Source organism: Ottowia sp., assembly GCF_046348305.1.
Lineage (GTDB): Bacteria > Pseudomonadota > Gammaproteobacteria > Burkholderiales > Burkholderiaceae_C > Ottowia.
On record NZ_JAXMEM010000008.1, the window covers coordinates 221,279 to 237,155 of the forward strand.

At 67.8% G+C, this 15,877-nt stretch carries 14 protein-coding genes; 10 read left to right on the top strand and 4 right to left on the bottom strand.

Going from position 1 to position 15,877, the window contains the following annotated elements; translation table 11 throughout:
• The first annotated feature begins 280 nt into the window (after positions 1-280).
• The 3 genes from U1F38_RS11565 to mltB are packed head-to-tail and all read left to right on the top strand — an operon-like array spanning position 281 to position 4,412.
• On the top strand, positions 281-1,243 hold the full coding sequence (locus U1F38_RS11565; RefSeq protein WP_409987249.1) for a DUF58 domain-containing protein: 963 nt from the start codon (positions 281-283) through the stop codon (positions 1,241-1,243).
• Positions 1,237-3,321 carry a transglutaminaseTgpA domain-containing protein gene (locus U1F38_RS11570; RefSeq protein ID WP_409987211.1) on the top strand — a complete coding sequence of 695 codons (2,085 nt, stop codon included), beginning with the start codon at positions 1,237-1,239 and terminating at the stop codon, positions 3,319-3,321. The genes U1F38_RS11565 and U1F38_RS11570 overlap by 7 nt, the downstream gene beginning before the upstream one ends.
• 8 nt (positions 3,322-3,329) lie before the next feature.
• Positions 3,330-4,412, top strand: coding sequence for a lytic murein transglycosylase B (mltB, locus tag U1F38_RS11575; protein WP_409987212.1), 1,083 nt, complete (start codon positions 3,330-3,332; stop codon positions 4,410-4,412).
• A gap of 189 nt (positions 4,413-4,601) precedes the next feature.
• On the opposite strand, the gene U1F38_RS11580 is transcribed toward mltB, so the two are convergent.
• Both U1F38_RS11580 and U1F38_RS11585 read right to left on the bottom strand, forming a co-directional pair.
• Positions 4,602-5,093, bottom strand: coding sequence for a flavodoxin family protein (locus U1F38_RS11580; RefSeq protein ID WP_409987213.1), 492 nt, complete (start codon positions 5,091-5,093; stop codon positions 4,602-4,604).
• Positions 5,090-7,519 carry a DNA internalization-related competence protein ComEC/Rec2 gene (locus tag U1F38_RS11585; RefSeq protein WP_409987214.1) on the bottom strand — a complete coding sequence of 810 codons (2,430 nt, stop codon included), beginning with the start codon at positions 7,517-7,519 and terminating at the stop codon, positions 5,090-5,092. The genes U1F38_RS11580 and U1F38_RS11585 overlap by 4 nt, the downstream gene beginning before the upstream one ends.
• Before the next feature lie 172 nt (positions 7,520-7,691).
• Between U1F38_RS11585 and U1F38_RS11590 the strand changes: the two genes are divergently transcribed.
• Positions 7,692-8,150 (top strand): RidA family protein, encoded by a 459-nt coding sequence (locus U1F38_RS11590; protein WP_409987215.1) that lies wholly within the window; start codon positions 7,692-7,694, stop codon positions 8,148-8,150.
• Between the two features lie 98 nt (positions 8,151-8,248).
• Here the strand turns inward: U1F38_RS11590 and U1F38_RS11595 are convergent, their stop codons facing one another.
• Both U1F38_RS11595 and U1F38_RS11600 read right to left on the bottom strand, forming a co-directional pair.
• Positions 8,249-8,728, bottom strand: coding sequence for an Lrp/AsnC family transcriptional regulator (locus U1F38_RS11595; RefSeq protein WP_409987216.1), 480 nt, complete (start codon positions 8,726-8,728; stop codon positions 8,249-8,251).
• A gap of 158 nt (positions 8,729-8,886) precedes the next feature.
• Complete coding sequence (locus U1F38_RS11600) at positions 8,887-9,558, bottom strand: RidA family protein (RefSeq protein ID WP_409987217.1); 672 nt, start codon at positions 9,556-9,558, stop codon at positions 8,887-8,889.
• Between the two features lie 20 nt (positions 9,559-9,578).
• On the opposite strand from U1F38_RS11600, the gene U1F38_RS11605 reads away from it, so the two are divergent.
• The 6 genes from U1F38_RS11605 (at position 9,579) to U1F38_RS11630 (ending at position 15,787) form a co-directional block, all read left to right on the top strand.
• A complete protein-coding gene (locus U1F38_RS11605) occupies positions 9,579-10,625 on the top strand; it encodes a 4-hydroxyphenylpyruvate dioxygenase family protein (RefSeq protein ID WP_409987218.1) in 1,047 nt (348 codons plus the stop codon).
• Positions 10,626-10,957: 332 nt separating this feature from the next.
• A complete protein-coding gene (locus U1F38_RS11610; RefSeq protein ID WP_409987250.1) occupies positions 10,958-11,923 on the top strand; it encodes an ABC transporter substrate-binding protein in 966 nt (321 codons plus the stop codon).
• An 18-nt stretch (positions 11,924-11,941) separates the two neighbouring features.
• Positions 11,942-12,862, top strand: coding sequence for an ABC transporter permease (locus U1F38_RS11615; RefSeq protein ID WP_409987219.1), 921 nt, complete (start codon positions 11,942-11,944; stop codon positions 12,860-12,862).
• A complete protein-coding gene (locus U1F38_RS11620; RefSeq protein WP_409987220.1) occupies positions 12,856-13,650 on the top strand; it encodes an ABC transporter ATP-binding protein in 795 nt (264 codons plus the stop codon). The genes U1F38_RS11615 and U1F38_RS11620 overlap by 7 nt, the downstream gene beginning before the upstream one ends.
• A 133-nt stretch (positions 13,651-13,783) precedes the next feature.
• Positions 13,784-14,479 (top strand): Crp/Fnr family transcriptional regulator, encoded by a 696-nt coding sequence (locus U1F38_RS11625; RefSeq protein WP_409987221.1) that lies wholly within the window; start codon positions 13,784-13,786, stop codon positions 14,477-14,479.
• Between the two features lie 252 nt (positions 14,480-14,731).
• Complete coding sequence (locus tag U1F38_RS11630) at positions 14,732-15,787, top strand: p-hydroxyphenylacetate 3-hydroxylase reductase component (protein ID WP_409987251.1); 1,056 nt, start codon at positions 14,732-14,734, stop codon at positions 15,785-15,787.
• Positions 15,788-15,877: the final 90 nt, after the last annotated feature.

Here is a 15,877-nt window from a genome sequence, read left to right on the forward strand (position 1 = left end):
CCGGCTGAACAGCCAAACAGCCGGACGCAGAGGACGCAAAAACCACGCAAAGGACGCAAAAGAATTCATCGAGGGGCGGGTATACCTTGACAGGTATTGCGCACCACGAGAGTTCGGTGCGTTTCAGAGCCCCTTTTGAAATGTATTTTTTGCGCCCTTTGCGAATCCTTTGCGTCCTCTGCGTCCGGTATTTCAGAAAAACATCAAAACAATAGCTACTCACGCTTTCCCCGTGCGCGCCAACGCCCTATCTGATTCAGAAATCACCCAAGCCCCCGCCCTGCCCTGGTGGGCCTGGCGCGCGCGCCTGCGCCAGCGCTGGGCGCTCTGGTGGCAGGGGCGGCTGCCGCGCACCGACACGCTGCTGCTGACCCAGCGCAACGTCTACATCCTGCCCACTCGCGCGGGCTGGATGCTGGGCGTGACGCTGGCGGTGCTGCTGATCGGATCGATCAACTACCAGCTCAACCTGGGCTACGCCCTCACCTTTCTGCTGGCGGGCTGCGCCGCGGCCGGCATGGTGGTGGGGCACGGCACGCTGCGCGGACTGGCGTTGCAGATGGCGCCGCCGGAGCCAGTGTTTGCCGGGCAGCTGGCGCGCCTTGGGGTCACGCTGATCAACAACCGGCGCACGCCGCGCTGGGCCATTGGCGTGGCGCTGCAGGGCACGCGCCAATGGGCCTGGGCCGATGTGGCGGCGGGTGGCCAGACGACGGTCGAAGTGGCCTTTGCGCCGCCCCGCCGCGGCCAGCACGCGGTGCCCACGCTGGTGGCCGAGACGCGCTTTCCGCTGGGCTCGTTTCGCGTGTGGGCGCCCTGGCAGCCGGCGGCGCGCGTACTGGTCTACCCCGCGCCCGAGCCCCAGCCGCCCGCCCTGCCCGCCGGCGAGCCCGCCCCCGGCAGCGGCCACGCCGGCGGCGCGCGCGCCAGCGGCGAGTTCGACGGCGTGCGCGGCTACCAGCGCGGCGACCCGCTGAAGCTGGTGGTCTGGAAGAAGTACGCCCGCTCGGGCGAACTGGTCAGCCGCGACACCCAGCAGGTGCAGCGCCAGGCGCTGTGGCTGGACTACGCCCGCGCCGGCCCGCTGGCGCCCGAGGCGCGCCTGTCGCGCCTGACGGCCTGGGTGCTGGCCGCCGACGCGCAGGGCCTGGACTGGGGCCTGCGCCTGCCCGGCATCGAGATTGCCGTGGACGGCGGCCCCGCGCACCGCCTGCGCTGCCTGGAGGCGCTGGCCACATGCTGAACGCCACGCCACAAACCACCGCGTCGCACACCCGCTGGCTGTCGCGCCTGCAGCAGTTGCCGCGCGAGACGCGCGACACGCTGTTCCTGCTGGCGCTGGTGGGCTGGATCGTGCTGCCGCAGGTGCCCCACCTGCCCGCGTGGTGCTCGGCCCTGGTGGCGGTGGTGCTGCTGTGGCGCGGCACACTGGCGCTCACCGGCCGGCCGCTGCCGCATCGCGCCTGGCTGATCGTGCTGCTCGTCGCCGCCACCGCCGCCACCCGCGTCACCCACGGCGCGCTGCTGGGGCAGGACGCGGGCGTCACCCTGGTGGTGTCGCTGCTGGCACTCAAGACGCTGGAGCTGCGCGCGCGGCGCGATGCGCTGGTGATCTTCTTTCTGGGCTTCTTCACCCTGCTGACGGGTTTTTTCCACTCGCAGTCGCTGGCCAGCGCGGCCGTCATGCTGGTGGGCGTGTGGGGTCTGCTGACGGCGCTGATCAACGCGCACCGCCCGGTCGGCCAACCCCCCCTGCGCGAGTCGGCCGCGCTGGCGCTGCGCATGGCGCTGGCCGGTGCGCCCGTGATGATTGCCCTGTTCGTGTTCTTTCCGCGCTTTGCGCCGCTGTGGGGCATGCCCACGGGCGAGCTGCGCGGGCGCAGCGGCCTGTCATCCACCATGACGGTGGGCAACGTGGCCAAGCTGGCGCTGGACGACGGCATTGCGCTGCGCGTGCGCTGGGACGGCGCGCCGCCGCCGCAGCGCGAGCTGTACTTTCGCGGCCCGGTGCTCAGCCACTTCGACGGCCAGCAATGGACGGCGCGCGGCGGCGGCGACGGCTTTGAGGCGGCGCTGGGCCCGCCGCCCCGGGACTTGCAGGTCAGCGGCGCGCCCATCGGCTACGAGCTGACGCTGGAGCCCAGCGCCAGCCCCTGGCTGCTGACGCTGGACGCCGCGCCGCAAGCGCCCGAGCTGCCCCCCGGCTGGCGCGCGCGCCAGACACCCGACCTGCAATGGATGGCCAACCGCCCCGTCACCGCCCTGCTGCGCTATCGCGCCCAGAGCTGGCCCCAGTTCAGCTACGGCCAGACCGGCTGGGACGGGCGCCTGCCGCGCCAGCTGGGCGCCGAGCTGCAACTGCCCGCCGGCTTTAATCCCCGCACCGTGGCGCTGGCGCGCGAGCTGCGCGCCGCCGCGCCCGGCAACAGCCCGCAGGCCATCGTGCAGGCCGCCCTGCAGCGCCTGCGCAGCGGCGGCTACAGCTACACGCTGGAGCCCGGCATTGCCGCGCGCGACAGCGCCGACGACTTCTGGTTCGACGCCAAGGCCGGCTTTTGCGAGCACATCGCCTCGGCCTTCGTGGTGCTGCTGCGCGCCGCCGGCGTGCCCGCGCGCATCGTCACCGGCTTTCAGGGCGGCGAGATCAATGGGCTGGACGGCTACTGGGTGGTGCGCAACGCCGACGCCCACGCCTGGACCGAGGTCTGGCTGGCCGGGCGCGGCTGGGTGCGGGTGGACCCCACCGGCGCCGTCATGCCCGGCCGCGTCGGCCAGACGCAGCGCCTGCGCCCGCCGCCGGGCCTGGTGGCCGGCGCCATCGGCACGCTCAACCCCGACCTGCTGCGGCAGTTGCGCGCCGGCTGGGACGCCGTCAACAACCGCTGGAACCAATGGGTGCTGAACTACACGCAGGGCCGCCAGCTCGACCTGCTGCGCGGCCTGGGCTTTGAGCAGCCCAGCTGGGAAGACCTGGGCAAGGTGCTGGCCGGCCTGCTGACGGCCGCGGCCCTGGTCGGCGCAGCCTGGGCGCGCTGGGAGCGCACGCAGCACGACCCCTGGCTGCGCCTGCTGGATGCGGCACGCCGGCGCCTGCGCGCGGCCGGCATCGAGGCGGCCGACAGCACGCCGCCGCGCGAGCTGGCGCATTTGGTCGAGCACGCCCCCTGGGCCGCCGAGCTGCGCGCGCCGCTGTCGCGCTGGCTGCTGGCGCTGGAGCGCCAGCGCTACGCCGCGCCCGGTGCACGCGGCTCGTCTGCGGCGCCCTCGCTTGCTACACTGCGGCGAGCCTTTCGCCAGCTGCGCTGGCCCCGCCCGTCCTGAAGTCCGCCATGCCATTCCCTGGGCCCGCCCGCACCCTGTCTCGCCGTTCGGTCACTACGTTATTGATAGCTGCCGGCGCTTCATGGACAAGCGCCGAGGCCAAAAAACGCTCCAAATCCGCCGACGCTGCCGAACCCAGCCCCTACCTGCTGCGCGACGACGCCATGCGCTGGGCCGACGAGGTGGCCGAGCGCCGCGGGCTGGACGTGCAATGGACACGCCAGGCCGTCGGCCAGGCCGTGTTCCTGCGCCAGGTGCCGCGCCTGATGCTGCCGCCCGCGCGCGGCACGGCCAAGAACTGGCGCATCTACCGCAGCCGCTTCATCGACGCCACGCGCATCGGCGCCGGCGTGCGCTTCTGGCAGCGCAACCGCGACACGCTGGCGCGGGCACAGGCCGAGTACGGCGTGCCGCCCGAAATCATCGTCGGCATCATCGGCGTGGAAACCATCTACGGCCAGAACATGGGGAGCTTTCGCGTCATCGACGCGCTGGCCACGCTCACCTTCGACTTTCCGCCCGAGCACCCGCGCGCCGCCGAGCGCCAAGCCTACTTCAACGGCGAGCTCGAGCAGTTCCTGAGCCTGTGCGCGCGCACCGACATGGCCCCCACGCAGCCCCTGGGCAGCTACGCCGGCGCCATGGGTATGCCGCAGTTCATGCCCTCCAGCTGGGTCAAGTACGCGGTCGATTTCGACGGCGACGGCCAGATCGACCTGTGGCAAAGCGAGGCCGACGCCATCGGCTCGGTGGCCAACTACTTCAAGGGCTACGGCTGGCAGCCGGGCATGCCCACCCACTACCCCGTGCGCCTGGCGCCCGAGGCCGACATGAGCACCCTGCTGGCGCCCGACATCCTGCCCAGCTTCACGCCCCAGCGCTTCATGGACCTGGGCGCCGTACTGGGCGCCGACGCCCAGGCCAACGCCGGCCCCCTGGCCCTGATCGAGCTGCAAAACGGCGGCGCCGAACCCAGCTACGTCGCCGGCACGCAGAATTTCTACGTCATCACCCGCTACAACTGGAGCAGCTACTACGCCATGGCGGTGATCGAGCTGGGGCAGGCGGTGGCGATGGCGATGGGGCGGTAGCAGCCCGAACAGCCGGACGCAGAGGACGCAAAAATTACGCAAAGAACGCAAAAGAATCCGTGATGGGTCGCCCTACGTTGGCAGCGCATATCGCCCACGAAAACTCAACGACCCAAGAACCAATTTTGGATGTCTTTTTTGCGTCCTTTGCGAACCCTTTGCGTCCTCTGCGTCCGGTATTGAAGGCGCTCAAAACACCCCCGCCGCCAGGCCCGCCGCCAACCCGGCCCCCAATTCCGCGCAGCGCGCCAGGTCATCGGCCTCGATCACCTTGGGCGCCAGGATGCGCTCGGGTGTCTGCGCGTGGGTGCAAACAATCAGGCCGGGCGCGATGGCCTTCAGGCGCCAGCCGGTAGCGATGCGCTCGAGCTGGCGCAGCGCATTGCTGCCGTCGCTGCCGGCGCAGATCATGACGGCATAGGGCCGGCCGTTGGCCTGGCCCAGCACCGGGTAGTAGCAGCGGTCGAAGAAGTCCTTCATCAGGCCTGCCAGCGACGCCAGGTTCTCGGGCGCGGCAAACAGGTAGCCGTCGGCGGCCAGCACGTCGGCGGGGCCGGCATCCACGGCGCGCAGCAGGCGCACGGTCACGCCCTCTTCGCCCTGCGCCGCGCGCGCGGCGGCCTCGGCCATCTGCCGCGTGCCGCCGGTCAGGCTGTGATAGACGATGAGCAGCGTTTTCATGGCAATTGATGATGCCAATAGCGCGCGGCGATGTCACGCTCGCATTGCAGCGCCTCGGGCGCCGCGCTGCGCCAGTGCATGGCGCCGCAGGCCGGCGACGCGATGACGCGCACGCCGCGCTCGGCATAGCGCGCCAGCACCGGCGCCGCCGGGTGGCCAAAGGCATTGCGGTAGCCGGCCTGCACCAGCGCCAGGCGCGGCTGCACGGCGTCCAGCCAGGCAGCGGATGAGGACGTGCGGCTGCCGTGGTGGGGCACCAGCAGCACGTCGCTGTGCAGCGGCGCGCCGCCGGCCACCAGGGCCTGCTCCTGCGGCGCCTCGATGTCGCCCGTGAGCAGCACCGAGGCCTGTGCCGTGCCGACCCGGATCACGCAGCTCATGGCGTTGCTGCGCCGGGCCGCGGCGGCCTGCTCGGCGTCGGGGTAGAGCACGTCGAAGCGCACGCCGTCCCACTGCCAGCCGCTGCCGGCCAGGCAGGGCTCGCCGGCGGGCAGCCCCTCCAGCGTGCGGCCGGCCTCGATCGACGTGGTCAGCGCCGCGCGCGGGTACTGCGCCAGCACGGCCGCGGCGCCGCCGGTGTGGTCGGTGTCGCGGTGACTCAGCACCAGCCGGTCCACGCGCTCGCCCAGGGCGCGCAGCAGCGGCACCAGCACCCGCTGGCCGGCGTCGCTGTCGGCCGAGTAGCGCGGGCCGGCGTCGTACAGCAGCGTGTGGCTGGCGGTGCGCACCAGCACGGCGCTGCCCTGCCCCACGTCGGCGGCCAGCAGCTCGAACGTGCCGGGCGCTGGGCGCGCCGGCTGCCACAGCACGAAGGGCAAGACCAGCGGCAGGCCGGCCAGGCGCAGCGGCCAGGGCCAGCGCATGGCCGCCAGCGCGCCGCCCGCCACGGCCAACGCGCCCAGCGCCAGGGGTGCGGCCGGCAGGCTCAGCTGTGCCCACGGCCAAGCCGCCAGCCACGCCAGCAGCGCCGACAGCGGTTGCAGCGCGGCAGCGGCCGCCGACCACAGCGGCGCCCACAGCACGCCGGCCAGCGCCAGCGGCGTGACCACCAGCGTGACCCACGGAATGGCGATCAGGTTGGCCAGCAGGCCCACCACCGAGGCCTGGCCGAACAGCATCAGCGACAGCGGCGTGAGCGCCAGCGTGACCACGCCCTGTTCGCGCAACAACTGCTTCAAATGGGCCGTCGCGCCCTTCTGCTCGGCGCCGGCAGCTCTCGAATCCGTAGCAAACAGCACGCCGACGGCGACAAAGCTGAGCCAGAACCCGGCTTGCAGCATGGCCCATGGGTCGATCAGCAGCACCACCGCGCCGGCCCACAGCCAGGTCAACCACCAGGGCCAGCGCAGGCCGCTGATGCGCAGCGCCGTCATGCACGCCAGCATCAGCACCGTGCGCTGCGCGGGCACGCCCCAGCCGCTGAACAGGGCGTAGGCCGCGGCCAGCAGCACACCGCCGACCCAGGCGGCGCTGGGCGCGGGCAGCAGCAGGCACGGGCTGAAGCGCCCCCAGCCGCGCCAGCGCGCCGAGCGCCGCCACAGCCAGCCCACGGCGCCGGCCGTGATCCAGGCAAACATGGTGATGTGCAGGCCCGAGATGCTCATCAGGTGCGCCACGCCGGTGGCGCGAAACACGTCCCAGTCGCTGCGCTCGATCACGTTCTGGTCGCCCGTGACCAGCGCGGCGATGATGCCCAGGCGGTGGCGCGCCGCCTCGTCGCCGCCCTGGCCCAGCGCCAGGATGCCGTCGCGCACGTGCTGGCGCGCGCGCTCGACGAGGTGCCCCTGGCCCTGAGCCAGCCGCTGCGGCGGCGCGTCGCGCGGGCCGGTGCGCACATAGCCGGTGGCGCCCACGCCCTGCTCCCACAGCCACAGCTCGACGTCGAAGCCGTGCGGGTTGAGGCTGCCGTGCGGCGCCTTCAGGCGCGCCGTGAGCTGCCAGCGGTCACCGGCGCGGATGGGCTCGGACGGCCCCAGGGGCGCGGCGGCGCCGGGGCGCATGGGCGCGTCATACCAGGCCAGCTGCACGCGCGGCGGCACGGCCACGGCGGCGCCGTCCAGGCGCGCGGCCTGCACGTCCAGCACCAGGCGCCAGCCGCGCTCGTCGTGCTGGGGCATGCGGGCGACCACGCCGGTCAGCACCACGTCGCGCCCCTCCAGCGCCGGCGCCAGGGCCTGCGCCGCCATGCCGACGGCGCGCGTGCCCGCCGCACCCCAGGCTGCCAGCGCGCCCACCAGCAGCCAGGCCACGGCCAGCGCGTGCCCCGGTGCGGCGCGGCGCGAGCCCCACGCCGCAACCAGCGCCAGCAGCCCGGCCCCGGCCAGTGCCAGGCCGTACACCGCTGCGCCATCCAGCGCGCGCTGCTGCAACTGCACCGCCGTGCCCAGCCAAACGCCCAGCGGCAGCGCCATGAGGGCAGCAGCCATCGGGCGCGGACGGGCAAGGCGGGGGTTGGGGGGCGTCATGAAAAGGCCATGGCGATGCAATGGACCGCATCATGCGCCAGCGCGCCGCCCCGTTACAGTCAACGGGTGCGCCCTGCCGCTGCGTCGTCTCGGCCCACCCCTTTGTTCAATCCTTCTTTTGCGAGTCCCCACCATGACCGTCGCCGCCAAATTGCAGCAACTGGGCATCCAGTTGCCAGCCGTCGCCACCCCCGCTGCCGCCTATGTGCCGTTTGCGCACAGCGGCAAGCTGGTCTTTTTGTCGGGCCACATCGCGCGCAAGGACGGCAAGGTGTGGGTCGGCAAGCTGGGCGCCAGCATGAGCACGGCCGAAGGCGCCCAAGCCGCGCGCGCCGTCGCCATCGACCTGATGGGCACCCTGCAGGCCGCCTGCGACGGCGACCTGCAGCGCGTGCGCCGCATCGTCAAGGTGATGAGCCTGGTCAACAGCGCGGCCGACTACACCGAGCAGCACCTGGTCACCAACGGCTGCTCCGAACTGCTGGGCGAAGTGTTCGGCGAGGCCGGCAAACATGCCCGCAGCGCCTTTGGCGTGGCGCAGATTCCGCTGGGGGCCTGCGTGGAGATCGAGCTGATTGCCGAGATCGATTGAGGCTGAGCCGTGAAACGCCGGTGACTGGAGACTCCGCCAGCGCAGCCGACCGCTCGGCCGTTCACGAACCACGCTTCGTCTGGTGCGCGCACGGACTTCTACAACTCGAACCGACCGAGGAGCGGCGCCAGGCGTTCTGCCGCAGGCAATGGGGTCGAGAGCACCAGCGAGGTGTTGACGGTACCAAAGCCGCCGATCCGGTCGATCACGGCCTCCAGTTCTTCGCTGGACCGCGCCAGGATGTGCACGACGTAGCTGTCCGCCCCTGTGACGCGCACGACCTCGACCACATTGGGCGTATCGCGAAAGGCCTTCAGCAGATCGTCGCCACGCTCGGCCGCTGCACCGATGCGGATCAGCGCGTTGACGTGCAGGCCCAGTCGACTCCAGTCGACATCGGCCCGGTAGCCCTTGATGACACCTTCCTCGCGCAAGCGGCGGACGCGCTCGGCACAGGCTGGGGCCGTCAAGCCGACCTCCGCCGCCAGCGTCTTGAACGACGCCCTGCCGTCCTTCAGCAGCCGCTTGATCAAGCGGTGATCGATGGGGTCGAGAAAGCTTCGTTTTGATTGCGCCACGTGAAAACCCTGCGGATTCGATCGCGGCGTTTCGGGTCAGGCCCCCGCCGCGCACCATCGCGGCATTCTAGGCACGACCCCTCCCCTGCCGGCGCGGTGCGGCACCAGCGATCGAATCGGCGCGACACCGGTCTCACACAAGGCCGGTTCCGCCGTCGTCATTTGGCGGCGGCGACGGCCTTGATTTCGATCAGCAGATTGGGGCGCGCGAGGGATGCCACGCCCAGAATGGTCCACGCCGGAAAGTCCCGCGTGACGTAGCGCTCCTTGATTTCGCGGAACGCGGTCAGTTGATCGTCGATGCGCACGTGGTAGGACACCAGTTCGACCAGATCCTCGAAGCCCAGGCCCTGTTGCTTCAGGATGGCGCCCAGCCGCTGGAAGGCCAGATCGATTTGTTCCTCGGCACTTTCGGGCACGGTGCCGTCCGGCCGGATGCCGACCTGGCCGGCGATGAAAACCAGCCCACCGGCCTGCACGGCCGGAGCGTACTGAAACAGGTCGAAGACCTTGTTGCTGCCGAAGGTAGGGTGGTTCTCGGGAAGACGCAAACGCTGGATATTGCTCATGATGGGTGATAGCTCCTGAAACACGAAAGGCCGAATCGCCGGACAGCGAGGGGCAAGCCGGCCTTCGAGTCTAGGCCGCCGTCGAACGCCGGTGCCGTATCGGGCGATACAAGTCAAGGGCCGAATGGAACAAATCGGCCGCTGCATTTTTTGAAAGGTTTGCGCGCCCATTTGGCGCAAAGAAAAAATTTTTCGCCGCCTGCAAGCTTGGAAATCAATGCCTGTTTCGGCTGGCTCAAAAACATAATTGAGCTCAGTCAAACATTCATCGAGGATCGGTCATGACACAGGTCACCACAGCAGGCTTTGCGTTCGTCGAGTTCGTGGCGGAGACAACGGACAGCCTGGTGCCGCTGTTCGAGCGCCTGGGCTTCAAGCCCTTGCGTCAATCCCCGCGCACCGGTGCCGTTCTGATGCGCCAAGGCGAGGCGAACGTGGTCATCAACCCCGCACCCAATGCCTTTCGGGATGGACACGGCACGTCGGTGCGCGCGATCGGCATCAACGTTGATCACGCCACCAACGCTTTGACACAGGCCATTGGTGGCGGCGCTCGGCGGGCGAGCCCCGAGGAATTCGGGGCCTGCGTGGTCCAGTGCCCCGCCATCGTCGGCATCGGGGACAGCCTGGTGTACTTCGTGGACGGCGATATCGGCGCCGAGTTCTCCAGGCCCTACGCCTCCACGCCCGGCACCCCGTCACACGACGCCGCGATCACGGCCATCGACCATACGTCGAACATCGTGCGGCCAGAGAACCTCGACCTGTGGGCCGATTTTTATCGCGACACGTTCGCGTTCACGCAAAAGCAGTATCTGGACGTCAAGGGCAAGAAGACCGGCATGCGCGCACGCTCCATGGTCAGCCCCTGCGGCAAGGTGTCGATTCCCATCGCGGCAGCCGCGCACGACGCGCCCGGCACGCTGAACCAGAACGACGAGTTCATCCGCGACTACAAGGGCGAGGGCATTCAGCACATCGCCTTGCTGTCCTCGGACATCGAAAAAACCATCGCCTTCCTGCAGCAAGGTGGCATCGAGTTCATGGATGCGCCTGGCGACACCTACTACCGCAACGTCGATTCCCGCGTGCCCGGCCATGGCCTGGATCTCGACGCCATGAAGGCGCGCGGCATCCTCGTCGACGGCAAGGGAGGTGGCCGCCTTTTGCTGCAGCGCTTCACGCGCCGCCAGATCGGGCCCGTGTTCTTCGAAATCATCGAGCGCCGCGGAGAAGACGGCTTTGGCGAAGGAAATTTCAAGGCCCTGTTCGAAAGCCAGGAGATCGACCAGGTCAAGCGCGGGACGATCGAAGCCGTCGGCACCTGACCGCCGCGCACCGGTGACCGAAGGGGTGCGCGTGGCGTTTGTGCGATAGACCTCACGCACGCGATGACGTCTCATTGTGGTGTGCGATCCACAACCCGATTCAGGCAGATCGCCGGCATCCATGAGCAAGGTCTGGGTCTTCGGTATTGAGCTCTATCAAACCGCGTTTTGAAAACAAAGTCGGCACAGCGATCCGAAGTAAAGAACGGTGTATGCAGCTCGTTGAACTTAGAAACCAAAGGGCATGCGTCCCGAGGCCAAAAGGAAAATTACGCCCGGCGGAGGCACGCGACTTTACATTCCCGCAAGTCAATCGAAGGAGACATTTCATGATGAAAACTGCTACTCGGGCCGCGCTGCTCGGGCTCACTCTTGCCTGTTCCCTTGCCGCACCGGCCATGGCCGCCGATGTGCGCGTCAGCGTGACCGCGATCGTGGATCACCCTGCACTGGATGCCGCCCGCAAGGGTGTGACGGACGAACTGGCCGATGCCGGCTATGTGAACGGCAAAAACCTCAAGCTGGAGTACCAAAGCGCCCAGGGCAACACGGCGACTGCCGCGCAGATCGCGCGGAAATTCGCTGGCGACAAGCCGAATGTCATCGTGGCCGTGTCTACTCCCTCCGCGCAGACGGCGCTCGCCGCCACGCGTGAAATTCCGATCGTCTTCAGTGCTGTCACTGACCCGGTGGCGGCCAAGCTGGTGAAATCGTGGGAAGCGACAGGTGGCAACGTCACGGGCGTGTCGGACCTTCCGTCCCTGGACAAGCACCTGGCAGCCCTGCGCAAGGCGCTGCCGGCTGCGAAGCGCATCGGTGTGGTCTACAGCCCGGGGGCGGCGAATTCCGTCGCGGCCATCGCCGAACTCAAGAAGCTCGCGACCCCGCTGGGAATGACGGTGGTCGAGGCGGCTGCATCGCGCACGGTGGATGTGGCCAGTGCGGCTCAGAGCCTGATCGGCAAGGTGGATGTTTTCTACGAGCCGACGGACAACAACGTGACCTCGGCTTTTGAGAGCCTCGCGAAGGTGGCGGACCAGGGCAAGGTTCCGTTGATCTCGGCCGACCCTTCGGTCGCAACGCGCGGCGCTGCCATTGGCATGGGAACGAACTACTATGACCTTGGCCGCCAAACGGGCAAGCTGGTCGTGCGCATCCTCAAGGGCGAAACGCCCGGCAAGATTGCTTCCGAGGTGAGCACGACACTGGAAATGCACGTCAACAAAAGTGCGGCCCAGCGACAGGGTGCTACCTTCTCGGAGGACTTCCTCAAGACGGCAACCAAGGTCATCGACTGACGGTGACGTGAGGATTCCATGACGCTCATTGCCTTTCTGGGTTCGCTGGAAATCGGTCTGATATTTGCTCTCGTCGCCCTAGGCGTCTTCATCTCCTTTCGGATCGTCAACTTCCCTGACATGACCGTGGATGGCAGTTTCCCCTTGGGGGGCGCCGTTGCGGCAACGCTGCTGGTGGCGGGCTGGAATCCGATCACCGCCACGGCTGCCGCATTCGTCGCGGGCGCCCTTGCCGGGTTCACGACCGGCTGGTTGCACGTCAAGCTCAAAATCATGCAGTTGCTGGCGGGCATCCTGGTGATGATCGCCTTGTACTCCATCAATCTGCGGGTGATGGGCAAGCCCAACCAGCCTCTGCTCGACACTCCTACGGTCTTCAGCGCATTCTCGGGCGAGGCGTTTCCTGGCCCGTGGGTGACGCCTCTGGTTTTGCTGGCCATCACCCTGGTGGTCAAGTTCGCGTTGGACTGGTATTTCGCTTCCGAGGTCGGTCTGGCCATGCGGGCAACGGGTGGCAACGCGCGGATGGCCCGCTCCTTGGGCGTGTCCACCGATCGCCTTTCACTGGTGGCGCTCGCCTTATCCAACGGCATCGTGGCGCTGGCTGGCGCGCTGTTCGCGCAATCGCAAGGCGGCGCTGACGTGTCCATGGGCATTGGCACCATCGTGATCGGACTGGCGGCCGTGATCATCGGAGAAACCATCCTCCCGGGACGCAGCATCGCCATCGCCACTCTGGGCTGCATCGTCGGTGCCGTGCTCTACCGGATGCTCATCGCCTTGGGGCTCAACAGCGACTTCATCGGGCTGAAAGCCCAGGACCTCAACCTGGTGACGGCCGTATTGGTGACGATCGCCCTGGTGATGCCCGCGTCGAAGCGCTACCTGGCGCGTCGGCGTGGCGCTTCAGGCTCCGTCAAAAAGGAGGCGTCATGCTGAAAGCAACAGACCTTCGGGTGACGTTCAACGCGGGAACTCCGATCGAGAATCGAGCACTTCGAGGACTCGACCTCACGATTCCCACAGGCGAGTTCGTGACCGTCATCGGTTCCAACGGTGCGGGAAAATCCACCATGCTCAACGCGCTCAGCGGTGACCTGCTGGTCGACAGTGGGAGCATCGTCCTGGACGACGTGGATGTGACCCGGATGCACGCATGGCAGCGCAGCGACTTGGTGTCGCGCGTTTTCCAGGATCCGATGGCGGGTACTTGCGAGGCGTTGACGATCGAGGAAAACCTGGCGTTGGCTTGGCGGCGCGGAGAGCGCCGCGGACTGCGCTGCGCCTTGAATCGACAAGTACAGGAAACATTCCGAGACAAGCTCAGCATCCTGGGCCTGGGATTGGAGAATCGCTTGAAGGACCGGATGGGCCTGCTGTCTGGAGGGCAACGCCAGGCGGTCAGTCTTCTCATGGCATCCTTGCGGCCATCGCGCATTCTGCTGCTCGATGAACACACAGCCGCGCTCGATCCGAAGACTGCGGCGTTCGTCCTTGAACTCACGCGAAAGATCGTGGAAGAAGGAAAACTGACCACGATGATGGTCACCCACAGCATGCGGCAGGCGCTGACCTACGGATCGCGCACGGTGATGCTGCATGAAGGGCGTGTCGTGCTCGACGTAAGCGGAGTTGAACGCGCGGGCATGGACGTTTCAGATCTGCTTCGGATGTTCGAGCGCACCCGAGGGGAAGTCATCGCCGACGACGCCCTGTTGCTGGGATAGATCTGGTGGTGATGCGGTTGGTGGTCAACAATTCGGTGATCGCCACTGTCGCATGGACTTTCTGTGCCGACCAGCACCGCAGCCTGGCATTTCCATGTGAATCGAGGGTCCACATGACAACAAGGAGACACTCATGAAAATTCGCGACGAATCAACCACCGAAACCTGGTACATGGACGCCCACGCCGCCGGTGTCTTCATGGCGGCAGAACATCTGGGGCGGCGTCGGACCGTCCGCCAGGGAACCACGCTCTACCGGCAGGGAGACCTTGCCCCCAACTTCTACTTCATCGTCAGCGGGCGCGTGCAGGTCGAAATATTCCAGGAAAGCGGCGCCGAGTTCATCCTCGAGGTCATGGGTTCTGGCGCTCTCATGGGCGAGGGCTCGGCGGTCGGCGGCCAGCGGCACATTGCCACGGCGACCACGCTTGAAGCCTGCGTTCTGATCGAGTTCAACTACGCTGAAATCAGGAAGGCCCTTGCCGACAACGCGGAGTTCGCCGCCACGCTCATGGAGGTCGTGGCGGTCAAGCAATGGGTGCTGGGGACGCGCATCCAGTTTCTGGCCACCCCTCGGCCCGATCTGCGCATCGTGGAGTTGCTGACGCGCCTGGCGACCCTGTACGGCGTCGAAGACAAGGACGGCATCCGCGTTCGCACGCCGCTCACCCACGAGCAAGTGGCCGCGTTGACGGGGACCAGTCGGGTGACGGTCACGCGCACCATCATGAAGCTCAAGTCCGAGGGCGTGATCCTCAACGAGGGCCGCCGCTTCTGGATGCGCTGCAAGAACCTCGACAAGCCGCTCGAGCTTCGTCACGCGGCGTGACGCGCGGCTCAGGCCGGGCCCGAATGCCGACAACGGGATCCAGGCCCGGGACCCTTCGTGGGCTGACCGGCCACGATGGGGTCAAGCGATCACGCGACCGGCCGGAACACGTTCACTGGATGAAGGCCCAGCCCTGGCCGGCGCTTTCGCCGCCTCACGGACTCGATATCGCGCGCCGCTGTATCCGGTGATACGGGTGAATCCGTCGCTTCGTCCCAGAATTCCCCTCGAACCTTACGAACAGCGTTGGGCATGCCGATCTTGCCAGCGATGGATCGAGCGGACTGCCGCGAGGCCACCTGCCGCATTGCTGCCATCGCCATCGTCAGCCCATCTGGAAATCTACGAACGGAAACCACGGCCATGACAAGCCCCGAAACCGGCTTCGACGCCCGCGCCTTTCGCCGCGGGCTGGGCAACTTCGCCACCGGCGTCACCATCGTCACCGCGCGCGGCCCTGGCGGTGAGCAGGTCGGCGTCACCGCCAACAGCTTCAATTCGGTGTCGCTGGACCCACCACTCGTCCTCTGGAGCATCGACAAGCGCTCCAGCAGCCACGCGGTATTCGAGGCTGCCAGTCACTTCGCCGTCAACATCCTGGCGGCTGACCAGATCGAATTGTCCAATCACTTTGCGCGCCCGCAGGCCGAAAAATTCACCGGCGTCGCGTGCGAATCCGGCGTCGGCAGCGCGCCGCTGCTGCCCGACTGCGCGGCGCGCTTTCAGTGCGAACGCTACCAGCAGGTGGATGGCGGCGATCACTGGATCCTGATCGGCAAGGTCGTGGCCTTCGACGACTTCGGTCGCGCGCCCCTGCTGTATCACCAGGGCGCCTATTCGATGGTCTTGCCGCACCCGCGCGCGCCTCGTCGAAGCGCGCCTGTTGCAGCCCCGTCCGGCGGTGCCCGCGGGCGCCTCGCCAACAACAATCTCTACTACCTGATGTTCCAGGCCGTCAACGCCTATCAGGCCAGTTACGCGCCCCAACAGTTGTCCACCGGCCTGCGCACCAGTGAAGCGCGCATGCTGATGATGCTGGAGGACCATCCGTTGCCGGACCTCGCGGCCCTGCAGCGCGAGGCCGCCATGCCGATGCACGAAATGATCGAGGTCCTGGCCACCCTCCAGCACAAGGGCTTGGTCAGCGAAACCGCCGCGGGCCACAGACTGACCGAAGCCGGCCGCGTACAAACCGAAGCACTGTGGGACATCGCCCTGCGCCAGCAGGAGGCCGTGTTCGCCGGTGTCGACCCCGACGATATCGAGACCTTCAAGAAGGTGCTGAAGGTGGTGATGGAAACATCCTGACGTGAGCAGCCTTCTTGGTCATGACAAAGGTACTGCCCGCACGTGCGCTGCGGCGCGTCATGCGCATGATCGCAAACCCCCGTCAGGCGG